Source organism: Citrobacter sp. Cy070, from assembly GCF_030332245.1.
Classification (GTDB): domain Bacteria; phylum Pseudomonadota; class Gammaproteobacteria; order Enterobacterales; family Enterobacteriaceae; genus Citrobacter; species Citrobacter youngae.
Map to the genome: position 1 here is coordinate 55391 of NZ_JAOWIG010000091.1, position 21328 is coordinate 76718.

Annotated in this window: 19 protein-coding genes; 8 read left to right on the forward strand and 11 right to left on the reverse strand. The window is 51.3% G+C overall.

Features of this window, described 5'->3' with window-relative positions:
- Window positions 1-9: 9 nt before the first annotated feature.
- Window positions 10-1458, forward strand: a complete 1449-nt coding sequence (gene thiI, locus OGY19_RS22165) for a tRNA uracil 4-sulfurtransferase ThiI (protein ID WP_048212433.1) — start codon at window positions 10-12, stop codon at window positions 1456-1458.
- A 65-nt stretch (window positions 1459-1523) separates the two neighbouring features.
- On the opposite strand, the gene OGY19_RS22170 is transcribed toward thiI, so the two are convergent.
- From OGY19_RS22170 to panE, 3 genes are read right to left on the reverse strand one after another with little or no spacing between them, the layout of a single operon-like run.
- On the reverse strand, window positions 1524-2606 hold the full coding sequence (locus tag OGY19_RS22170; RefSeq protein ID WP_115600844.1) for a hypothetical protein: 1083 nt from the start codon (window positions 2604-2606) through the stop codon (window positions 1524-1526).
- Between the two features lie 32 nt (window positions 2607-2638).
- Window positions 2639-3229: a protein deglycase YajL gene (yajL, locus tag OGY19_RS22175; RefSeq protein WP_115600843.1), complete on the reverse strand. Its 591-nt coding sequence runs from the start codon at window positions 3227-3229 to the stop codon at window positions 2639-2641.
- Window positions 3192-4103, reverse strand: coding sequence for a 2-dehydropantoate 2-reductase (panE, locus tag OGY19_RS22180; protein ID WP_003021593.1), 912 nt, complete (start codon window positions 4101-4103; stop codon window positions 3192-3194). The genes yajL and panE overlap by 38 nt, the downstream gene beginning before the upstream one ends.
- A 174-nt stretch (window positions 4104-4277) precedes the next feature.
- Here panE and OGY19_RS22185 point away from each other — a divergent pair, with 174 nt between their 5' ends.
- Entirely contained in the window at window positions 4278-4769 is a 492-nt protein-coding gene (locus OGY19_RS22185; RefSeq protein ID WP_003831002.1) for a YajQ family cyclic di-GMP-binding protein, read from the forward strand.
- 80 nt (window positions 4770-4849) lie between these two features.
- On the opposite strand, the gene OGY19_RS22190 is transcribed toward OGY19_RS22185, so the two are convergent.
- On the reverse strand, window positions 4850-6214 hold the full coding sequence (locus tag OGY19_RS22190) for an MFS transporter (protein ID WP_115600842.1): 1365 nt from the start codon (window positions 6212-6214) through the stop codon (window positions 4850-4852).
- A 235-nt stretch (window positions 6215-6449) separates the two neighbouring features.
- Between OGY19_RS22190 and OGY19_RS22195 the strand changes: the two genes are divergently transcribed.
- The gene (locus tag OGY19_RS22195; protein ID WP_286597213.1) at window positions 6450-6824 is read left to right on the forward strand and encodes a DUF1493 family protein; all 375 of its coding nucleotides are present in this window, start codon (window positions 6450-6452) and stop codon (window positions 6822-6824) included.
- 63 nt (window positions 6825-6887) lie between these two features.
- On the opposite strand, the gene cyoE is transcribed toward OGY19_RS22195, so the two are convergent.
- The 7 genes from cyoE to OGY19_RS22230 all read right to left on the reverse strand — a co-directional run bounded on the left by cyoE (window position 6888) and on the right by OGY19_RS22230 (window position 14240).
- The gene (cyoE, locus tag OGY19_RS22200) at window positions 6888-7778 is read right to left on the reverse strand and encodes a heme o synthase (RefSeq protein WP_115600841.1); all 891 of its coding nucleotides are present in this window, start codon (window positions 7776-7778) and stop codon (window positions 6888-6890) included.
- An 11-nt stretch (window positions 7779-7789) separates the two neighbouring features.
- Window positions 7790-8119 carry a cytochrome o ubiquinol oxidase subunit IV gene (locus tag OGY19_RS22205; RefSeq protein WP_003021607.1) on the reverse strand — a complete coding sequence of 110 codons (330 nt, stop codon included), beginning with the start codon at window positions 8117-8119 and terminating at the stop codon, window positions 7790-7792.
- Complete coding sequence (locus tag OGY19_RS22210) at window positions 8119-8733, reverse strand: cytochrome o ubiquinol oxidase subunit III (protein WP_003021608.1); 615 nt, start codon at window positions 8731-8733, stop codon at window positions 8119-8121. Before OGY19_RS22210 ends, OGY19_RS22205 begins: the two co-directional genes overlap by 1 nt.
- On the reverse strand, window positions 8723-10714 hold the full coding sequence (gene cyoB / locus OGY19_RS22215; protein WP_286597216.1) for a cytochrome o ubiquinol oxidase subunit I: 1992 nt from the start codon (window positions 10712-10714) through the stop codon (window positions 8723-8725). The genes OGY19_RS22210 and cyoB overlap by 11 nt, the downstream gene beginning before the upstream one ends.
- Window positions 10715-10725: 11 nt before the next feature.
- Entirely contained in the window at window positions 10726-11682 is a 957-nt protein-coding gene (gene cyoA, locus OGY19_RS22220; protein WP_086523605.1) for a cytochrome o ubiquinol oxidase subunit II, read from the reverse strand.
- Window positions 11683-12141: 459 nt separating this feature from the next.
- Window positions 12142-13617, reverse strand: a complete 1476-nt coding sequence (ampG, locus tag OGY19_RS22225; protein WP_115600840.1) for a muropeptide MFS transporter AmpG — start codon at window positions 13615-13617, stop codon at window positions 12142-12144.
- Window positions 13618-13661: 44 nt separating this feature from the next.
- Entirely contained in the window at window positions 13662-14240 is a 579-nt protein-coding gene (locus OGY19_RS22230) for a lipoprotein (protein WP_016152050.1), read from the reverse strand.
- Between the two features lie 305 nt (window positions 14241-14545).
- Between OGY19_RS22230 and bolA the strand changes: the two genes are divergently transcribed.
- The 5 genes from bolA (at window position 14546) to lon (ending at window position 21317) form a co-directional block, all read left to right on the forward strand.
- Window positions 14546-14863, forward strand: a complete 318-nt coding sequence (bolA, locus tag OGY19_RS22235; protein WP_040232707.1) for a transcriptional regulator BolA — start codon at window positions 14546-14548, stop codon at window positions 14861-14863.
- Window positions 14864-15207: 344 nt separating this feature from the next.
- Window positions 15208-16506, forward strand: coding sequence for a trigger factor (gene tig, locus OGY19_RS22240; RefSeq protein ID WP_003021622.1), 1299 nt, complete (start codon window positions 15208-15210; stop codon window positions 16504-16506).
- Window positions 16507-16753: 247 nt separating this feature from the next.
- Window positions 16754-17377 (forward strand): ATP-dependent Clp endopeptidase proteolytic subunit ClpP, encoded by a 624-nt coding sequence (gene clpP / locus OGY19_RS22245; protein ID WP_003021624.1) that lies wholly within the window; start codon window positions 16754-16756, stop codon window positions 17375-17377.
- 126 nt (window positions 17378-17503) lie between these two features.
- Window positions 17504-18778: an ATP-dependent protease ATP-binding subunit ClpX gene (gene clpX / locus OGY19_RS22250; RefSeq protein ID WP_286597218.1), complete on the forward strand. Its 1275-nt coding sequence runs from the start codon at window positions 17504-17506 to the stop codon at window positions 18776-18778.
- A 184-nt stretch (window positions 18779-18962) separates the two neighbouring features.
- A complete protein-coding gene (lon, locus tag OGY19_RS22255) occupies window positions 18963-21317 on the forward strand; it encodes an endopeptidase La (protein WP_003831014.1) in 2355 nt (784 codons plus the stop codon).
- The last annotated feature ends 11 nt before the right edge of the window (window positions 21318-21328 follow it).

Genomic DNA, 21328 nt, shown 5'->3' on the forward strand with positions numbered 1-21328 from the left:
ATTGCCGCCATGAAGTTTATCATTAAATTGTTCCCAGAAATCACCATCAAAAGCCAATCTGTGCGTTTGCGCTTTATAAAAATTCTGACAGGGAACATTCGTAACGTTTTAAAGCACTATGATGAAGACCTTGCCGTTGTCCGCCACTGGGATCACGTTGAGGTTCGCGCGAAAGATGAAAGCCAGCGCCTGGACATTCGCGACGCGCTGACCCGTATTCCGGGGATCCACCACATTCTCGAAGTAGAAGACGTGCCGTTTACCGATATGCACGATATTTTCGAGAAAGCGCTGGTACAGTATCGTGACCAACTGGAAGGTAAAACCTTCTGCGTACGCGTTAAGCGTCGTGGTAAGCATGAGTTTAGCTCCATTGAGGTGGAACGTTATGTTGGCGGTGGACTGAACCAGCATATTGAATCCGCGCGCGTGAAGCTGACGAAGCCGGACGTGACGGTTAATCTTGAAATCGAAAACGACCGTCTGTTGCTGGTTAAAGGCCGTTATGAAGGTATTGGCGGTTTCCCTATTGGTACGCAGGAAGACGTACTGTCGCTGATCTCCGGTGGTTTCGACTCTGGCGTGTCCAGCTACATGCTGATGCGTCGCGGCTGCCGCGTACATTACTGCTTCTTTAACCTCGGCGGCGCAGCGCATGAAATCGGTGTTCGTCAGGTGGCGCATTATCTGTGGAACCGTTTTGGTAGTTCGCATCGCGTGCGTTTTGTTGCTATCAACTTTGAACCGGTGGTCGGTGAGATCCTGGAGAAAGTCGACGACGGTCAGATGGGTGTGGTTCTCAAGCGTATGATGGTTCGCGCGGCGTCGAAAGTCGCTGAGCGCTACGGCGTACAGGCGCTGGTCACCGGTGAAGCACTGGGCCAGGTGTCCAGCCAGACGCTGACCAACCTGCGTTTGATCGATAACGTATCAGACACCCTGATCCTGCGCCCACTTATCTCCCATGATAAAGAGCACATCATCAATCTGGCGCGTGAAATTGGCACCGAGGATTTTGCTCGTACCATGCCGGAATACTGCGGTGTAATTTCAAAAAGCCCGACGGTGAAAGCGGTTAAAGCGAAGATTGAGGCCGAAGAAGAAAACTTCGATTTCTCTATCCTCGATAAAGTGGTTGAAGAAGCGAACAATATCGATATTCGCGATATTGCCCAGCAGACGCAGCAAACCGTGGTAGAAGTGGAAACCGTGAGCGACTTCGGCCCGAACGATGTGATTCTGGATATCCGTTCTGTGGATGAACAGGATGATAAACCGCTGAAGGTTGACGGCGTGGACGTCGTTTCTCTGCCGTTCTACAAGCTGAGCACTAAATTCGGCGATTTGGACCAGAGTAAAACCTGGCTGCTGTGGTGTGAACGCGGGGTGATGAGCCGTCTGCAGGCGCTTTATCTGCGCGAGCAGGGCTTTGAAAACGTGAAGGTGTATCGCCCGTAATTGAGTAAACACCGTGTTGTAGGCCGGATAAGGCGGTTGTGCCGCCATCCGGCAATGCAACGATATTATTCAAAACGCACAGGAAGCGTCTTCCCGTTCGACTCCCAGACGCCCTGATAAACTCCGTCTTTTAACTCCAGCGTTATCTTCTCTTGCGCTTGTTCAGCAGCAGATGTCTTCAGTTCATAATGTTGATTGTCGGCTGTATCGCATTTGCCGGTTAATTCAATCGGTGCGCCAAATTTCTGGTAAAAGTAATCCCCTTCAAAAAAATCACCGTATTTGCAGTCCACCTTCAACACAATACGCATGCTTTTTCCCAGCGTGCCGTACATGACTTTGCCGTCAATGCCGGGCGCTGGCGAAACCGGTGTTGTACTCTTTGCGCCAGTCAGATACTGGCCGTACGGCGTGAGCCGATTTTGCAGTTCCGCGGTTGGGATTTTCGTGGTGAAATCACCCAACTCGTCAAGCGCGCGGCTGGCGTGGTTGCTACAGCGTCCGTTCAGGAAGACCAGATGGTCTTTTTGCAGGGAGAATTTGTCGATGTAATACAACCCGTCGGTGTAGGTTGCGCATGATGCGTAGAATTCGGCATAGTCAAAGTCTTCGCCTTTCTCTTCTTTTATTTGTTCTGGTGTTTGCGATTTATGCGCATCAACAAAGGTGTCGATTTGGCCACGGATATCTTTTCTGATGCGAGTATTTAATTCGGCCATCGTAGAACGGGAAAAGAGGTCGTTGAGGGTAATTGCCGCGCCGATGGCTAAATCGAAGCTGAGCGGTACATTGTACGATTCGCAATACGCTCCGCAGCCTTCGACAAACATATTCATGGTCAGGATTTTTTCGTCGCGAAATTCAACCGTGTAGTTAAGGTTTGCGGTGGGATTCATGGCTGATTTCGCAAACTGGTTTACTGTGGCCTGCGGAGTATTACCCGGTAGCTGATTGATAAAGGTTGCGAAAATATAATCGTTAATACGTTTCGCAACCTTGGGGTTATCCGTCGAGGAAAACCATGGCACGCGATATTGCATTTCAGTGCTTCCGGGATAGCGATACTCAATACTCTTTATGTCGAGTTGCGTCGCTGTGGCATAACCGGAAAGGAGCAATAAAGCCACTCCACTCAGATATCCTTTCATTATGATTCCTTATAAGGGAGTGGCCTGAAGATTTACTCGTAGTAGTTATAAATTCCCGCAGCCATCACCAGCTGTGACGCTACCTCATGGGCTTTTTCACGACTAACCAAAAGATCAATGATTTTCAAACCGAAATCGATGGAGGTTCCCGGTCCCTGGCTGGTTAACAGGTTAACGCGCGGATCCCACACGACACGCTTGTCCTGCCATTGATCAGCGGGGATTTGGTCTTTCAGCGCCGGGAAACCGGTCATGTTGCCGATGGGAAAAATGTCGTGCGGGACGAGGACGGTCGCGGCAGCGGCGCAGATTGCCGCGACAATGCGCCCGGAGCGATGAAACTGTTTCACGGTTTCGACCAGCAGAGGGCTGTCGCGAAAACACTCGGCGCCTTTAATACCGCCCGGCAGTACGATAATGTCGAAATCGCCGTCAGCAACTTCGACTAATGGCGCATCCGCCAGCAGTTTCACACCGCGCGAGCACACGATCGTCAGGTTGCCATCGCTGGCGACGCTGGCGGTTGTGACCTTAATTCCGCCGCGAACCAGTAGATCGATAGTAGTAACCGCTTCGGTTTCTTCACTACCAGGGGCGAGACATACCAGTGCTTGAGCGCTCATACTCACTTTCCTTTCTTTTAACCATTTCAAACAGGCGGGCATTTTCCGGAACGGCGATGCCGTGCGCGCGTGCGCGTTTTAACAAATAACCGGTAATGTAGTCGATCTCGGTATGACGCATGGCGCGAATGTCCTGCAGCATAGATGAGATATTTTCCGCCGTACTGTCAATCACTTGCTCGACATAATAGCGTAAATCATCCGCTGATGTGTGGTGGCCTTCGCGTTCGATCACCGCTGCCACTTCCTCGCAGATGAGCGCTATTTTTTCCGGATGATGGCGTAACTCACCGTTTGGGCAATCCCATAATGCGGTCAGCGGGTTAATGACGCAGTTGACGGCCAGCTTGCGCCACAGCTCGGCGCGAATGGTGTTATGCCAGGCGACGTCCGGCAGCACCTCTTGCAGGGTTTCAGCCAGATAGCTGAAATCGCCGTCTTGCTCACGCGCCGGCCCAATACGCGTTGTTCCCTGAGCGACATGAATGATGACGTTCCCGTCACGGCGTGCCGCGTGAGTGGTGGTGCCCATCAGCAGGGGTTGTTTAATGTTATGTAACTCTTCAATCGTCCCCATGCCGTTGTGAATAAGCAGAATGGGCGTGGTTTCAGGCAGAATTGCAGACAGGCCTTTTACCGCATCAGAAACCTGCCAGGCCTTCAGGGTGACCAGCAGCAGGTCGCTTTTTGCCAAAAAGTCGGGGTCATTTGCCGTCAGGGATTCATTAAAAACTGAGCCATCCGTGTCGATCAGGTTTACACTGCAGTAGGGTTGCGGTACGCGCAGCCACCCTTGCACCTCATGTCCATGTTTGCACAGCGCTGTAAGCCATAGCTGCCCTAACGCTCCACATCCCAGTACGGTAATTTTCATTCTTCCTCCTCACCTGCAACAGCACCAGGTGTTAATCCATATCGACCGCACCCCATTATTGTTCGCAGATGTCACTACCACGTACAATGAAAGGATACAGCCTAGTATAGCGCTGTCTGTTGAGTAACTTTGCAGGTATTATGCTTCGCATCAAAAATGAAGGGAGAGGAAAAGATGCCATCTTTCGATATTGTCTCTGAAGTTGATCTTCAGGAAGCCCGTAACGCGGTGGATAACGCCAGCCGTGAAGTCGAGTCACGCTTTGATTTTCGTGGCGTTGAAGCCACTTTTGAGCTGAATGAGTCAAATAAGACGATTAAGGTGCTGAGCGAGTCTGATTTTCAGGTCAATCAGTTGCTGGATATTCTGCGTGCCAAGCTGCTCAAACGCGGTATTGAAGGCACCTCGCTGGACGTACCGGAAACCTTCGTGCACAGCGGTAAAACCTGGTTTGTTGAAGCTAAGCTTAAACAAGGCATTGAAAGCGCAGTGCAAAAGAAAATCGTTAAGCTGATCAAAGACAGCAAACTGAAGGTACAGGCGCAGATTCAGGGCGAAGAAATCCGTGTAACCGGCAAGGCGCGTGACGACCTGCAATCCGTCATGGCGCTGGTTCGCGGCGGCGATCTCGGTCAACCGTTCCAGTTCAAGAACTTCCGCGATTAAGTCGTAATGCCTGATCCGGCCTACAGGTAGCACACGCTATTGGTAGGCCGGACGAGACGATAGTCGCCATCCGGCAATCATCACGCCTGGCTGATGGCCTGCTCAACCTCAAATCGATTGGTGACTTTGCTGTCGATTTTCACGTAGGCCGAATGCTCTTTCGCCACAATTAACACTTCGCTTATCCCTTCTTTTGCCAGCAGACGCTGCTTTAACGTGTCATCCGCAGCAATTTCAGGTGGGATTTCCACGCGCAGGCTGCTGACATACGGTGGCTCTTTCATTGTGCTTGCCACAATCAACCAAACTGCTGCCAGCAACGCGCCAGCCAGGAATACCGCCTGGCCATCAAACATTTCGACCACCCAACCGCCGAGCGAACCGCCAATCGCCACGCCAAGAAACTGGCTGGTGGAGTAAACGCCCATCGCCGTGCCTTTATAGCCAGCCGGAGACTCTTTGCTGATAAGTGAGGGGAGGAGGGCTTCCATCAGGTTAAAGGCGAGGAAGAAGATCTGCACGCCCGCAATCAGACCCCAGAAACGCACGTTAGCGCTCCACAATACAATCTCTGCAATAAGGATCAGTAACACGCAGGCGAGGAACACGCGTTTCATCTTGCGCTTCACTTCGGCGTAAATGATGAGCGGCACCACGGAAACAAAGGACAGCAGCATCGTCACCAGATAAATTTTCCAGTGTTCTGCGGCGGGGAAACCGGCTTTCGCCAGTTGTCCTGGTAACGCGACGAAAGTGGACATCAGCAAAATGTGCAGGCACATGATGCCAAAGTTAAGCTTCAGCAGTTTGGGCTCCGCCAGCACTTTGCTGAAGCTATCTTTTACCATGCCCGATTCACGGTTTAGTACGTGGCTGGTGCTATTGGGAACGACCCAAATGGTCAGCACGATACCCGTGGTAGCAAGGGCGGCGATCATCCAGAACAGCGCGTGTAACCCCAGCGCATGGGTAACGATTGGCCCCAGCACCATCGCAATGGCAAAGGTGATACCAAAGCTGACGCCGATAAACGCCATCGCTTTGGTGCGGTTTTGCTCGCGGGTTAAGTCGGAAAGCAGCGCCATTACGGCAGCGGCAATCGCGCCAGAGCCTTGTAGGGCGCGGCCAAGAATTATTCCCCAGATTGAATCGGAGAGGGCGGCAATCACGCTGCCGAGAACGAATACCGCCAGTCCGCCGACAATAAGCGGCTTACGGCCAATGCGGTCAGAGAGCAGACCAAAGGGGATCTGGAAGACGGCCTGTGCCAGGCCATAAATGCCGATGGCAAGGCCTATCAGCGCTTCGCTGGCACCCTGTAGCGCCATACCGTATGTGGTCAGAACCGGCAGAACCATAAACATGCCAAGCATGCGCAACGAGAATACGGTCCCTAAACCCCAGGTGGCGCGCAACTCACCGGGCGTCATTTTGTAATCGTTCATTCCCACCTCTGTATTAATTTCGCGCCTAGTGTAAAGCGGGGAAGGAATGGGGTAAACCTCTACGATATGTGGAATTGTGTAGCACGGAAACTTAAATAGTTACAATCGCAACTAATTTACTTGCGATAATTACAAGTGTAGTCTTTTTGTGGTTATTTCTAATGGAAAGAGGGAAAAGGAAAATGGTATTTCGCGATAAATATAACCAATTGCTTCCTATGGATGACTGTTTCCGATGGATATCATTCTAATGAGTATTCAAGACGATGTGTTAACGCTTTTCAGGGAAGAAATACCTGGGTATTTGGATGAAAACTGGAAAGAGGTTCCTTTAGAACTCGATTCAGATTTGTTTGATGCCACCGGTGATGACTTATACGACGCATTACGAAAGTACAGGAAGATGTTTAATATTGATTTATCGGAGGTAAATTGGGCTTGTTATTATCCTTGGGAAAACACGCCTCTTCTGACTCGGTGGTTCAAAGCTAACCGGGAAGAAGTGGAAGCAACGCGCATACCGTTAACCGTAAGGATGTTTGCTGAGTCGGCTGAAGCGGGGAAATGGCTGTTTGAGGTCTGGGATGATAAACAAAAAGACGAGACCTAATGCTCTCCAAACTGCATAATAATAAAAAAGGGTGCCGAAGCACCCTTTTTGTATTAGCAGATTTTACCAGACGTAAGTCAGCAGGTTCTGCGAGTTTGGCACCATAAAGTCGACGGACATCATCACGGAAAGCGCGGTGATGGCGATGATGGAGAAACCGAACAGCTTGCGCGCCCAGACTTTGTCATCTTCCACTTTATAACCGCGCAGCGCCATGCCCAACCACCAGACGCTCACCGCCGCAGCAACAATCAGGTATTTATAACCTGCATAGCCGCCCAGGGTTAGCATCAGCGTGGCGATAGCAAATGCGATGATATACAGCGTGATATGGTTTTTCGCGACGGAAATACCTTTCACCACCGGCAGTACCGGGATGTTGGCAGCCTGATAATCCTTAAAGCGGAAAATCGCAATCGCGTAAGAGTGCGGCATCTGCCACAGGCTGAAAATAGCCAGCAGAATCAGCGCTCCGCTATCGAACTCACCGGTTACGGCGCAGTAGCCAATCACCGGCGGCGCAGCGCCGGAGAGTGAGCCAATCAGCGTGCCATAAACGGAATGGCGCTTCATGTACAGGCTATAGACGCCCACATAGACCACGAAGCCCATTACCCCCAGCCAGCAGGCCAGAGGGTTCGCGCCAAACCACAGCAGCATAAAGCCAGCAATACCCAGCAGGGTGGCGTATACCAGTGAGACCACAGGGGAAATCAGACCTTTAACCAGCACGCGGTTTTTGGTCCTCTCCATCTTCCTGTCGATATCCCTGTCGATGTAGTTGTTAAATACACAACCCGACGCCACAACCAGTGACACCCCAACCAACGTGTAGATAAACAGGGGATAATCAATGCTGCCTTTCGAGGCCAGCAGGAACCCCCCAATCACCGAGATCAGGTTGCCAAAGATGATGCCTGGTTTCGTTACTTGCAGGTATTGCTTAAACATCATAATCGCCGCTCTTAGTGCATCATCATGTTGTAGTTAAGGTTCCACATAATCCAGATGGAGCCCACAACCAGGATGGCGATGATTAGCACAGTAAAGACAAAGGCCGTCATGTTCCAGCCTTCATCAGATTTGCTATTCATGTGCAGGAAGCACACCAGGTGCACCAGAATCTGTACCACTGCCATTGCCAGAATAGTTCCCAGAATGACGGCCGGAGAGGCAGAACCTGTCATCACCATCCAAAACGGAATGACCGTCAGGATGATAGACAGGATAAAACCTGTCATGTAGGTTTTTACGCTGCCATGGGATGCGCCGCCGCTCTCGTTAGCATGACTCATTACATCGCCCCCATCAGATAAACAACAGTGAACACACAGATCCATACCACATCCAGGAAGTGCCAGAACAGGCTCAGGCACATGATGCGGGTACGGTTAGTACTGGTCAGGCCGCGACGAGCGACTTGCACCATCAGTACAGCCATCCAGATAAGACCGGAGGTGACGTGCAGACCGTGCGTGCCGACCAGCGCGAAGAACGCAGACAGGAAACCGCTGCGATCCGGGCCCATGCCGTTAACAATCAGGTGATGGAATTCATAGAGTTCCATCCCGATGAATCCGGCACCGAACAAGAAGGTCAACGCCAGCCAGGAGATAACCTGGCTCTTGTTGTTCTTGTACATGGCAATCGCTGCCATGCCGTAAGTAATGGAGCTGAATAACAGCAGGAATGTTTCAACCAGAACGAACGGCAGTTCAAAAATGTCCTTACCTGTCGGGCCACCTGCGGTGCCGTTCACCAGAACGGCATAGGTTGCAAACAGAATAGAGAACAGAATGCAGTCGCTCATCAGGTAGATCCAGAATCCGAAGATTTTGGTCTGGCCTGCATCGTGGTGCCCGTGTTCGTGCGCGTGGGCAGTCGCGTGCGTTAAAGTATCAGTTGCCATTTTTCAGCCCTGCCTTAGTAATCTCATCGAAATGCTGGTTTTCCAGTTTTTCGACTTCCGGGACCGGCACGTAGTAATCCACGTCTTCATCAAAGCTTTTCACAATCCAGCTGATGATCATGCCTGCGAAGCTTGCAATCGCCAGCCACCAGATATGCCAGATCATGGCGAAACCAAACAGTGTTGCGAAGGCGGTAATGACGATACCGGCACCGCTGTTCTTCGGCATATGAATTTCTTCATAGTGCGCAGGCTGCTTGTACGCTTCACCTTTTTCTTTCATTTCCCAGAAGGCATCACGCTCGTGAACGTGCGGCACAACGGCAAAGTTATAGAACGGAGGCGGGGAAGAGGTTGCCCACTCCAGCGTACGACCACCCCATGGGTCACCGGTCAGGTCACGGTTCTGCTCGCGGTCGCGAATAGAAACGTAGATCTGAATCAGCTGGCACAGGATACCCAGTGCAATCAGCGCGGCACCGCAGGCGGCAACGACCAGCATCGGATGGAACTGAGGGTCAATCTGCTGGCTGAGACGACGGGTCATACCCATGAAGCCCAGCACGTACAGCGGCATAAATGCCACGAAGAAGCCGATGATCCAGAACCAGAATGCGCGTTTACCCCAGGTTTCGTTCAGCGTGAAGCCAAACGCTTTTGGCCACCAGTAGGTCATACCAGCGAAGCAGCCAAATACAACGCCGCCGATGATAACGTTATGGAAGTGCGCAATCAGGAACAGGCTGTTGTGCAGTACGAAGTCCGCACCCGGCACCGCCAGCAGTACGCCGGTCATGCCGCCGACTGAGAAGGTCACGATAAAGCCAATCGTCCACAGCATCGCTGAGTGGAATACGATACGCCCCTGATACATGGTGAACAGCCAGTTGAAGATCTTCACCCCGGTCGGGATGGCGATAATCATAGTGGTGATACCGAAGAAGGCGTTTACGTTAGCGCCTGCACCCATGGTGAAGAAGTGGTGCAGCCAAACAACGAACGACAGAACGGTGATACACACGGTTGCCCACACCAGCGAGGTGTAACCAAACAGACGTTTACGTGAGAAGGTTGCCGCGATTTCGGAGAACACCCCGAAGACCGGCAGAACCAGAATGTACACTTCCGGATGGCCCCAGGCCCAAATCAGGTTGATGTACATCATCATGTTGCCGCCCATATCGTTGGTAAAGAAATGGGTACCCAGATAGCGATCCAGGGTCAGCAACGCGACGGTAACCGTCAGGATTGGGAAAGAAGCGATAATCAGGATGTTCGCGCACAGAGACGCCCAGCTGAATACCGGCATCTTGAACATGGTCATTCCTGGCGCACGCATCTTAATGATGGTCACAAAGAAGTTGATACCGGTCAGGGTTGTACCAATACCGGACAACTGGACTGCCCATATCCAATAATCGACCCCGACGCTTGGACTGTACTCTATTCCCGAAAGTGGTGGATACGCCAGCCAACCGGTCTGCGCGAATTCACCCACGCCCAGAGACAGGTTAACCAGGATTACGCCGACAACGGTGAACCAGAAGCTCAGGTTGTTCAGGAATGGGAACGCAACGTCACGTGCGCCGATCTGCAGCGGAACCACCAGGTTCATCAGACCGATAACAAATGGCATTGCCACGAAGAAGATCATAATCACGCCGTGAGCCGTGAAGATCTGGTCGTAGTGGTGAGGTGGCAAGAAGCCCGCTTCACCCGCAGAAGCCAGCGCTTGCTGACTACGCATCATGATGGCGTCGGCAAAGCCACGAATCAACATGACGATTGCGACGATGACATACATGATGCCAAGGCGTTTGTGGTCAACCGAAGTCAGCCACTCTTTCCACAGGTAGGTCCACTTACCGAAGTAAGTGAATAGGCCCAGTAAGGCCGCACCACCGATGATAATGGCAGCGATCGTAACCATGACAATGGGTTCATGGAACGGCACTGCATCCAGCGTCAATTTTCCGAACATCGTATTCTTCCTCAACCCCTTGAGTTGGCGGATTCCGCGTGGCTCATGTCCATGCCTTCCATACCTTCGTGTGCGCTGTGCTCGCCTTCGGGTTGGGTCATGTCCATGCTCTTACCGTGAGCCATAAATTTGTTAATAACGTCTTTAAACAAATCGGGTTTCACGTTGGAGAAGTATTCCACCTGGTTGTATTCACTTGGCACAGCCACTTTCTCGAACGCAGCCATGTCGCTCATGGTGTTCGTGGACTGTTTAGCTTTAGCAACCCATTGGTCGAATTCGGCGCGGTCCTTTGTTGCGATAGCCTTGAACTTCATACCGGAGAAGCCTGGTCCGCTATAGCTTGCGGAGATACCATCATAAGTACCGACTTCGTTGGCGATCAGATGCAGTCGAGTCTGCATACCGGCCATGGCATAAATCTGGCTACCCAGACGCGGGATAAAGAAGGAGTTCATCACGGAGTTAGATGTCACTTTGAACTCAACCGGAGTATTCGCCGGGAAGGCGATTTCATTCACGGTAGCGATACCCTGTTCCGGATAGATGAAGAACCATTTCCAGTCCATGGAAACCACTTCGATGGTAATGGGCTTCTCGTCATGCGCCAGCGGTTTGCTTGGCTCAAGAGCGTGAGTGGTTTTCCAGGTCAGTACGGCAAGGAAAATGATGATTAAGATCGGCACCGTCCAGACCACAGCTTCCACTTTATTGGAGTGTGACCAGTTCGGGCTGTACTTCGCATCTTTATTGCTTGCACGATACTTCCAGGCAAAACCAACAGCCATCAAGATGGCAGGAATAACGACAATCAACATCAGGCCAAATGCCGTCAGTATCAGTGAACGTTGTTCCAGTCCAATCTGTCCTTTAGGGTCAAGCAGCGCAGAATTACAGCCACTGAGTAACGCAGTGCCTGCAATTAATGACAACCATCCCAAACTTTTATTGTATTTCCTGAGTCTCATTTAACGACCTCAATTCCACGGGACCGGGTGGCGTTTAAAGTGTGAGGGCATTTTACGGGAAGGTTACATTACTGTAAACATCCTTGGATCTGTGTTACCGGGTTCTGCCGTGCATGTCACATATGTCGCAATATATGTCGTCTCGGCTTTAAGAACCTGTTGCAACATCACGTTATAACGAAAGCGGGCGAGCAGGGGAGGTGTTGAGGGCAATTGGTATAACCAATACGAAAATAAAACAATTGTTTAACAATTGATTATCAATAAAAAGACAAATGATGAACAAAAAATAAATCTGATTTGGCTGAATCGAGTAAGGAAAATAGAATTTATAAAAGGAGTCAATAATTTCCAAATTCTATGGCGCACAAAACAACAAATATTATTTTTATCAATTGTTGTTTATTTAGCCGTTATAATTACGCAGGGTGATTACAACGGCCAAATTAATGTGAAAAATTACATCAGACGTGTTTTTCGTAGTGCAAGATAGTCCAGTAACCCACCCAATACGACGCCACAGATGGCGACCGCGACTGAGACTTCAAGCAGCCCTGTCAGGAAAGAGAAGCTGGTGTAATCCAGCGCGTTCATGGTGAGCAGCAACAGCCAAACAGCCAGCAAACAGCAGCCCGTTACTAGCGTCATCAAAGCCAGATTGTACGCCCCACGGAACTCTGTGCGTGGAATAAAACTCTCATTTTGCCAGCTATGTTCCAGCGTCTGGCGGCACACCAGCAGCAGCAGGAGTCCAGGGATCGCGGCAAACACGGAAAACAGATAAAACGTTGGCCATCCGTGCGCTTCGACAAACCAACCTGCTACCGGGCCAACGTAAACGCGACCGACCGCTGAAAGCGCGGAGAGCAGGGCGAACTGGGTTGCGGAGAACGATTTATTACACAGCGTCATTAATAAGGCGACAAACGCCGCAGTACCCATCCCACCGCACAGGTTTTCAAAGAAGACGGCAGTCGCCATACTGAACATGTGCTTGTCGGTTATAGAAAGCAGCCAGTATCCGGCGTTCGATACGCCCTGCAGAATGCCGAAAATGAGTAACGCGCGAAACAGCGAAAGACGCTGCATCAGGATCCCACCGTATAGCGCACCGACTATTGTCGCCAGCAGCCCCAGCGTTTTATTGACGACGCCGACTTCACCGGCATCAAATCCGACACCGCGGATCAAAAAGGTGGTGGTCAGGCTCATGGCGAAGGCATCACCGAGCTTATACAGCACAATGAGCAGCAGGATAAGCCAGGCGTTGTTACGACCAAAGAAGTCGCGCAGCGGGGCTGCAACTGCCTGCTCCAGCGTTTTGGGCACCGGAATGGCATCAGTCGGTTCGGGTGCTAACAGGGTGGCGATAATGCAGGGAATCAGTAGCGCTGCCATCAGCCAGTACATGCCTTGCCAGCCGAGCCAGCGGTCGGCCATCCACAGTGCCAGCCCACCGGAAACCAGCATCCCTAATCGATATCCCAGCACGCTGATAGCCGCGCCGGTGCCGCGTTCTTCGGCGGGTAACACGTCGGTTTTCCAGGCATCAAAGACGATATCCTGCGATGCTGAACAAAACGCGATCACCACCGCAAGCGCGGCCATCCAGCGCAGCTGTGTGCCAGGCTCAAGAAAGCCCATCGCGGCGATAGAAATGAGTAACAGCACCTGAGTTGCCAACAACCAACCACGACGTCGACCTAAAAATGGCGGCGTGTAGCGATCCATAAGCGGGGACCAGAGGAACTTAAACACGTAGGCCTGGCCGACCAGAGAAAAGAAACCGATGGTTTTAAGATCGATATTCTCGACCGTCATCCATGCCTGGAGCGTACCCGAGGTCAGTGCGAGCGGTAAACCGGAAGCGAACCCCAGTATGAGCAGGATAGCCGAACGTGGTTGCTGAAAAATACGTAAGTAATGACTGGACATGGGCTTCTATAGGCCCGACGAACGCCGGGCCATATGGGCAGAAATTAACGCGCGTTCTGCTTGATGAAATCGTGAACGCTGGTGTCCTGAGACATATCAGCGATGGTGTCGGTCAGCACGCTGTTAACGGCGTCAGCGATATTTTTGTTAGAGGCCTGCAGTGCGCCTTCAACAGAATAGCTTGCGCGGTAGTTTTTGGTCATCTTGTTGCCGTTAGCAGCGGTCGCAATGATGGCGATGTCTGCTTTGGTGGCGATGTTATAGCGCACGCTACCCTGAGACACGTCAGCGTACAGCTGGCTAACAATGATTTGCAGGTTTACAGCACCGTTTGGTCCAATCATATAACCGCGTGCGGTCATCTGTTTTTCCAGCACTTCTTGTAGCAGGAAGCGCAGATCGCGTGACGCAGTCAGCGTAACCAGTTGGTTGTCGCGGGTGACTTTTGCCAGCGCTTGATCCTGACGCTGGTCGGCACCGTTGATGCTAACGGTCACGCCCATCAGGCTTGGGTCCTGCTGCGGCAGAGTAATTTTCGGGGAGACTTCAATAGTGGTCGGCGGCGTTGCGCATCCAGCTAACATGAACAGCGCGACAAACGGGACGAGGATTTTTTTAAACATGCCAGGGCTCTCAGCGAATCTAAATTGTATGGTTGGAGAAATTTCCCGCCATCATAACATCGCCAACGATGAGGGGAAGTGGGTAACGCATGTAAATTCATTGTGTTGTTCGTTTTATGATTTTGTGGAGACCATAAACGGACTTTTTGCAATAAATCGAAGTGAGGAATTAGTGAACTTCATCCATTTGGCTGAGAAAATCAGACAAGCGCTAATTTTTTGTTGCTAAGGTGTAATGAAAACGGTAAAAGCGGCTAGTATTTAAAGGGATGGGTGACATCTCAGCGTTGTCGGAGGAAAATTTCATGATGATTCGTGAGCAAATAGAAGAAAAATTAAGGGCAGCGTTCCAACCCGTGTTCCTCGAAGTTGTGGATGAAAGCTATCGTCACAATGTCCCGGCTGGTTCTGAAAGCCACTTTAAGGTTGTGCTGGTCAGCGATCGCTTTACAGGTGAACGTTTTCTTAATCGTCATCGGATGATTTACAGCACGTTAACGGCAGAGCTTTCCACAACCGTTCATGCCCTTGCTCTGCATACCTACACCATTAAGGAGTGGGAAGCGTTGCAGGATACGATTTTTGCATCGCCTCCGTGTCGTGGGGCGGGAAGCATCGCGTAAAAACGGATTTGCAACAACCGACGCTTTTCCAGTATGTTGCTACAGATTATGTGAAAACGGCCTGCGGGCCGTTTTGTTTTGTCTGAATTCTGAGTAGGTCGTCCAGTATTCAGACAAAAATTAGCCGGGAATTGTGAAAAAAGCCGCAGCAACGCGCAATAACCGTTCTCGACTCATAAAAGTGATGCCGCTATAATGCGCGTCTTATTTTTCGGAATGTCTTCGGGATGATTCTGACGACAGGGAATGTGATTGATTATGAGAACATCCCAGTTCCGCGAAGCCAACAACCTGTGCTTGCGGAGAAGAGTTGACCGAGCACTGTGATTTTTTGAGGTAACAAGATGCAAGTTTCAGTTGAAACCACTCAAGGCCTTGGCCGCCGTGTAACGATTACTATCGCTGCTGACAGCATCGAGACCGCTGTGAAAAGCGAGCTGGTCAACGTAGCGAAGAAAGTGCGTATTGACGGTTTCCGCAAAGGAAAAGTACCGATGAATGTTGTTGCTCAGCGTTATGGCGCGTCTGTTCGCCAGGACGTTCTGGGTGACCTGATGAGCCGCAACTTCGTTGACGCGATCATCAAAGAAAAAATCAATCCGGCTGGCGCACCGAACTACGTTCCGGGTGAATACAAGCTGGGTGAAGATTTTACTTACGCGGTAGAGTTCGAAGTTTACCCGGAAGTTGAGCTGACTGGCCTGGAAGCAATCGAAGTTGAAAAACCGGTTGTTGAAGTTACTGACGCTGACGTTGACGTGATGCTGGACACCCTGCGTAAGCAGCAGGCAACCTGGAAAGACAAAGACGGCGCTGCTGACGCAGAAGACCGTGTAACCATCGACTTCACCGGCTCTGTAGACGGCGAAGAGTTCGAAGGCGGCAAAGCGTCTGACTTCGTACTGGCGATGGGCCAGGGTCGTATGATCCCAGGCTTTGAAGAAGGCGTTAAAGGCCATAAAGCTGGCGAAGAGTTCACTATCGACGTGACTTTCCCGGAAGAGTACCACGCTGAAAACCTGAAAGGTAAAGCCGCTAAGTTCGTTATCAACCTGAAGAAAGTTGAAGAACGCGAACTGCCGGAACTGACTGAAGAATTCATCAAACGTTTCGGCGTTGAAGATGGTTCCGTAGCAGGTCTGCGCGCTGAAGTACGCAAAAACATGGAACGCGAGCTGAAAGGCGCAGTGCGTAACCGCGTTAAGTCTCAGGCGATCGAAGGTCTGGTAAAAGCTAACGACATCGACGTTCCGGCTGCGCTGATCGACAGCGAAATCGACGTTCTGCGTCGTCAGGCTGCACAGCGTTTCGGCGGCAACGAGAAACAAGCTCTGGAACTGCCGCGTGAACTGTTCGAAGAACAGGCTAAGCGTCGCGTAGTTGTTGGTCTGCTGCTGGGCGAAGTGATTCGCACCAATGAACTGAAAGCTGACGAAGATCGCGTTAAAGGCCTGATCGAAGAGATGGCTTCTGCTTACGAAGATCCGAAAGAAGTGGTTGAGTTCTACAGCAAAAATAAAGAGCTGATGGACAACATGCGTAACGTCGCTCTGGAAGAGCAGGCTGTTGAAGCCGTTCTGGCGAAAGCGAAAGTGACTGAAAAAGCCACTTCCTTCAACGAACTGATGAACCAGCAGGCGTAATTCGTCGCTTTTTTAGCACGAATTTCATACGCAAGCCCGTCACCTTTTGGTGGCGGGTTTTTTTTTGTCACGCATTTTGCATGGGAAGAGTGCGAAAACAGCGTTTCAGTGTTAGCGTTACAACAAAAGATTGTTATGCTTGAATTATGGCGATGTCGTACCCATTACTGAGGGACTAGCTGATAATCCGTCCATAAGGTTACAATCAGCACAGCAGGTTTTTTCAAATTTTATCCAGGAGACGGAAATGTCATACAGCGGCGAACGAGATAACTTTGCACCCCATATGGCGCTGGTGCCGATGGTCATTGAACAGACCTCACGTGGTGAGCGCTCATTTGATATCTATTCTCGTCTACTTAAGGAACGCGTCATTTTTCTGACCGGCCAGGTCGAAGACCATATGGCTAACCTGATCGTGGCGCAGATGCTGTTCCTGGAAGCAGAAAACCCGGAAAAAGATATCTACCTGTATATTAACTCCCCTGGTGGGGTGATCACTGCCGGGATGTCTATCTATGACACCATGCAGTTTATTAAGCCAGACGTCAGCACCATTTGTATGGGCCAGGCGGCCTCAATGGGCGCGTTCCTGCTGACCGCCGGGGCGAAAGGTAAACGTTTTTGCCTGCCTAACTCTCGCGTCATGATCCACCAGCCTCTGGGCGGTTACCAGGGTCAGGCAACGGATATTGAAATTCATGCCCGTGAAATCCTGAAGGTAAAAGGGCGCATGAACGAACTTATGGCGCATCATACGGGTCAATCTCTTGAGCAGATTGAACGTGATACCGAGCGCGATCGCTTCCTCTCCGCTTCTGAAGCGGTGGAGTACGGTCTGGTCGACTCGATTTTGACCCATCGTAATTAATGCCCAGCGCGCAGGTGTGCCGCTATAATTACCTGGAGCGGCACAACGCTGACTAGCGTCTTGCGCCTGAGAATGGCATTTGCGTCGTCGTGTGCGGCACAAAGAACAAAGAAGAGGTTTTGACCCATGACAGATAAACGCAAAGATGGCTCGGGCAAATTGTTGTACTGCTCTTTTTGCGGCAAAAGCCAGCATGAAGTGCGTAAGCTGATTGCCGGACCATCCGTGTATATCTGCGACGAATGTGTTGATTTATGTAACGACATCATTCGCGAAGAGATTAAGGAAGTAGCACCGCACCGTGAACTCAGTGCGCTGCCGACGCCACATGAAATTCGCAACCACCTGGACGATTATGTTATTGGCCAGGAACAGGCGAAGAAAGTGCTGGCGGTCGCGGTATACAACCATTACAAACGTCTGCGCAACGGCGACACCAGCAATGGCGTCGAGTTGGGCAAAAGTAACATCCTGCTGATTGGCCCGACGGGTTCCGGTAAAACGCTGCTGGCTGAAACGCTGGCGCGCCTGCTGGACGTTCCGTTCACTATGGCCGACGCCACCACGCTGACCGAAGCCGGTTATGTGGGTGAAGATGTTGAAAATATTATTCAGAAACTGTTGCAGAAGTGCGATTACGACGTGCAGAAAGCACAGCGTGGGATCGTCTATATCGATGAAATCGACAAGATTTCGCGTAAATCAGACAATCCGTCCATTACCCGTGACGTTTCTGGCGAAGGCGTACAGCAGGCGCTGTTGAAACTGATCGAAGGTACGGTTGCCGCCGTTCCGCCGCAGGGTGGACGCAAACATCCGCAGCAGGAATTCCTGCAGGTTGATACCTCCAAGATTCTGTTTATCTGCGGTGGTGCATTTGCCGGTCTGGATAAGGTGATTGCTAACCGTGTTGAAACCGGCTCCGGCATTGGTTTTGGCGCAACGGTAAAAGCACAGTCTGATAAAGCCAGCGAAGGTGAACTGCTGTCGCAGGTAGAACCGGAAGATCTGATTAAATTTGGTCTGATCCCTGAGTTCATCGGTCGTCTGCCGGTTGTGGCAACCCTGAGCGAACTGAGCGAAGAAGCGCTTATTCAGATCCTGAAAGAGCCGAAAAATGCCCTGACCAAGCAGTACCAGGCGTTGTTCAATCTTGAAGGTGTTGATCTGGAATTCCGCGAGGAAGCGCTGGATGCTATCGCCAGGAAAGCGATGATTCGTAAAACCGGTGCGCGTGGTCTGCGTTCTATCGTCGAAGCGGCGTTACTCGACACCATGTACGATCTTCCTTCTATGGAAGACGTTGAAAAAGTGGTGATCGACGAGTCGGTGATTGGCGGCCAGAGCAAGCCGTTGCTGATTTACGGTAAGCCGGAAGCACAGCAGGCATCTGGCGAATAATTCATCAATTCATACAGACGTTTAACCAAAAAGGGGGGATTTTATCTCCCCTTTTATTTTTCCGTAAACATGGCGTTGAATGTGTGGGAATCATCCCCATATACTGACATACATGTTAAAGGTGGTGTGAAGCACAGTCGTACCACCTGATTACCTGGCGGAAACTAAACTAAGAGAGAGCTCTATGAATCCTGAGCGTTCTGAACGCATTGAAATCCCCGTATTGCCGTTGCGCGATGTGGTGGTTTATCCGCACATGGTCATACCCTTATTTGTAGGGCGGGAAAAATCTATCCGTTGTCTGGAAGCGGCTATGGACCATGATAAAAAAATCATGCTGGTCGCACAGAAAGAAGCGTCAACGGATGAGCCGGGTGTAAACGATCTTTTCACCGTCGGGACCGTGGCCTCTATTTTGCAGATGCTGAAACTGCCTGACGGCACCGTAAAAGTGCTGGTCGAGGGGTTACAGCGCGCGCGTATTTCTGCGTTGTCAGACAACGGCGAGCATTTCTCTGCGAAAGCGGAGTACCTTGATTCGCCTGCTATTGATGAGCGTGAACAGGAAGTGCTGGTACGTACAGCTATCAGCCAGTTCGAAGGCTATATCAAGCTAAACAAAAAAATCCCACCAGAAGTGCTGACGTCGCTTAACAGCATTGACGATCCTGCACGTCTGGCGGACACCATCGCAGCGCACATGCCGCTGAAGCTGGCTGACAAACAGTCCGTGCTGGAGATGTCCGACGTGAATGAACGTCTGGAATATCTGATGGCGATGATGGAGTCAGAAATCGATCTGCTGCAGGTTGAGAAACGCATTCGCAACCGCGTGAAAAAGCAGATGGAGAAGTCCCAGCGTGAGTACTATCTGAACGAGCAGATGAAAGCTATTCAGAAAGAGCTCGGCGAGATGGACGATGCGCCGGACGAAAACGAAGCACTGAAGCGTAAGATCGACGCGGCGAAAATGCCGAAAGAGGCAAAAGAGAAAGCGGAAGCGGAACTGCAGAAGCTGAAAATGATGTCTCCGATGTCGGCAGAAGCGACGGTCGTGCGTGGCTACATCGACTGGATGGTACAGGTGCCGTGGAATGCGCGTAGCAAGGTCAAAAAAGACCTGCGTCAGGCGCAGGAAATCCTCGATACCGACCATTACGGTCTGGAACGCGTCAAAGACCGTATCCTTGAGTATCTCGCGGTCCAAAGCCGTGTGAACAAAATCAAGGGGCCGATCCTGTGTCTGGTTGGGCCGCCGGGGGTAGGTAAAACCTCTCTGGGTCAGTCCATCGCCAAGGCGACAGGGCGTAAATACATCCGTATGGCGCTTGGCGGCGTGCGTGATGAGGCTGAAATTCGTGGTCACCGCCGGACCTATATTGGTTCGATGCCGGGCAAACTGATCCAGAAAATGGCCAAAGTGGGCGTTAAAAACCCGCTGTTCCTGCTTGATGAGATCGACAAAATGTCTTCTGACATGCGTGGCGATCCGGCTTCCGCACTGCTTGAGGTGCTGGATCCAGAGCAGAACGTGGCGTTCAGCGATCACTACCTGGAAGTGGACTACGATCTCAGCGACGTGATGTTTGTTGCGACGTCGAACTCCATGAACATTCCAGCACCGTTGCTGGATCGTATGGAAGTGATTCGTCTGTCTGGTTATACCGAAGACGAGAAGCTGAACATTGCGAAACGTCACCTGTTGCCAAAACAGATTGAGCGTAACGCGCTGAAAAAAGGTGAGCTGACGGTCGACGATAGCGCCATTGTAGGCATTATTCGTTACTACACCCGTGAAGCGGGCGTGCGTAGTCTGGAGCGCGAAATCTCCAAACTGTGCCGCAAAGCAGTTAAGCAGTTGTTGCTCGATAAATCACTGAAACACATCGAGATCAATGGCGATAATCTGCACGACTACCTGGGCGTACAGCGCTTTGACTATGGCCGTGCGGATAACGAAAACCGCGTGGGTCAGGTGACCGGTCTGGCGTGGACGGAAGTGGGCGGCGATCTGCTGACCATCGAAACCGCCTGCGTACCGGGTAAAGGTAAGCTGACCTACACCGGTTCTCTGGGCGAAGTGATGCAGGAATCCATTCAGGCAGCGCTGACCGTGGTGCGTGCGCGTGCGGAAAAACTGGGTATTAATCCGGACTTTTACGAAAAACGCGACATCCACGTTCACGTACCTGAAGGCGCGACGCCAAAAGATGGTCCAAGTGCGGGTATTGCCATGTGCACCGCGCTGGTCTCATGTCTGACCGGTAACCCGGTTCGTGCCGATGTGGCGATGACCGGCGAGATCACCCTGCGTGGTCAGGTTCTGCCTATTGGTGGTTTGAAAGAGAAACTGCTGGCGGCGCACCGCGGCGGCATTAAAACGGTCTTAATTCCAGACGAAAACAAACGTGACCTGGAAGAGATTCCGGACAACGTCATTGCCGATCTTAATATTCACCCGGTGAAACGTATTGAGGAAGTTCTGACTCTTGCGTTGCAAAATGAACCCTCTGGAATGCAGGTTGTGACGGCAAAATAGTGACCTCGCGC

Excerpts from the sequence above, each read along its gene's own strand:
- thiI (WP_048212433.1), top strand. The coding sequence starts at position 10 with ATGAAGTTTATCATTAAATTGTTCCCAGAAATCACCATCAAAAGCCAA.
- OGY19_RS22170 (WP_115600844.1), bottom strand. The coding sequence starts at position 2,606 with ATGAAAGGATATCTGAGTGGAGTGGCTTTATTGCTCCTTTCCGGTTAT.
- yajL (WP_115600843.1), bottom strand. The coding sequence starts at position 3,229 with ATGAGCGCTCAAGCACTGGTATGTCTCGCCCCTGGTAGTGAAGAAACC.
- panE (WP_003021593.1), bottom strand. The coding sequence starts at position 4,103 with ATGAAAATTACCGTACTGGGATGTGGAGCGTTAGGGCAGCTATGGCTT.
- OGY19_RS22185 (WP_003831002.1), top strand. The coding sequence starts at position 4,278 with ATGCCATCTTTCGATATTGTCTCTGAAGTTGATCTTCAGGAAGCCCGT.
- OGY19_RS22190 (WP_115600842.1), bottom strand. The coding sequence starts at position 6,214 with ATGAACGATTACAAAATGACGCCCGGTGAGTTGCGCGCCACCTGGGGT.
- OGY19_RS22195 (WP_286597213.1), top strand. The coding sequence starts at position 6,450 with ATGGATATCATTCTAATGAGTATTCAAGACGATGTGTTAACGCTTTTC.
- cyoE (WP_115600841.1), bottom strand. The coding sequence starts at position 7,778 with ATGATGTTTAAGCAATACCTGCAAGTAACGAAACCAGGCATCATCTTT.
- OGY19_RS22205 (WP_003021607.1), bottom strand. The coding sequence starts at position 8,119 with ATGAGTCATGCTAACGAGAGCGGCGGCGCATCCCATGGCAGCGTAAAA.
- OGY19_RS22210 (WP_003021608.1), bottom strand. The coding sequence starts at position 8,733 with ATGGCAACTGATACTTTAACGCACGCGACTGCCCACGCGCACGAACAC.
- cyoB (WP_286597216.1), bottom strand. The coding sequence starts at position 10,714 with ATGTTCGGAAAATTGACGCTGGATGCAGTGCCGTTCCATGAACCCATT.
- cyoA (WP_086523605.1), bottom strand. The coding sequence starts at position 11,682 with ATGAGACTCAGGAAATACAATAAAAGTTTGGGATGGTTGTCATTAATT.
- ampG (WP_115600840.1), bottom strand. The coding sequence starts at position 13,617 with ATGTCCAGTCATTACTTACGTATTTTTCAGCAACCACGTTCGGCTATC.
- OGY19_RS22230 (WP_016152050.1), bottom strand. The coding sequence starts at position 14,240 with ATGTTTAAAAAAATCCTCGTCCCGTTTGTCGCGCTGTTCATGTTAGCT.
- bolA (WP_040232707.1), top strand. The coding sequence starts at position 14,546 with ATGATGATTCGTGAGCAAATAGAAGAAAAATTAAGGGCAGCGTTCCAA.
- tig (WP_003021622.1), top strand. The coding sequence starts at position 15,208 with ATGCAAGTTTCAGTTGAAACCACTCAAGGCCTTGGCCGCCGTGTAACG.
- clpP (WP_003021624.1), top strand. The coding sequence starts at position 16,754 with ATGTCATACAGCGGCGAACGAGATAACTTTGCACCCCATATGGCGCTG.
- clpX (WP_286597218.1), top strand. The coding sequence starts at position 17,504 with ATGACAGATAAACGCAAAGATGGCTCGGGCAAATTGTTGTACTGCTCT.
- lon (WP_003831014.1), top strand. The coding sequence starts at position 18,963 with ATGAATCCTGAGCGTTCTGAACGCATTGAAATCCCCGTATTGCCGTTG.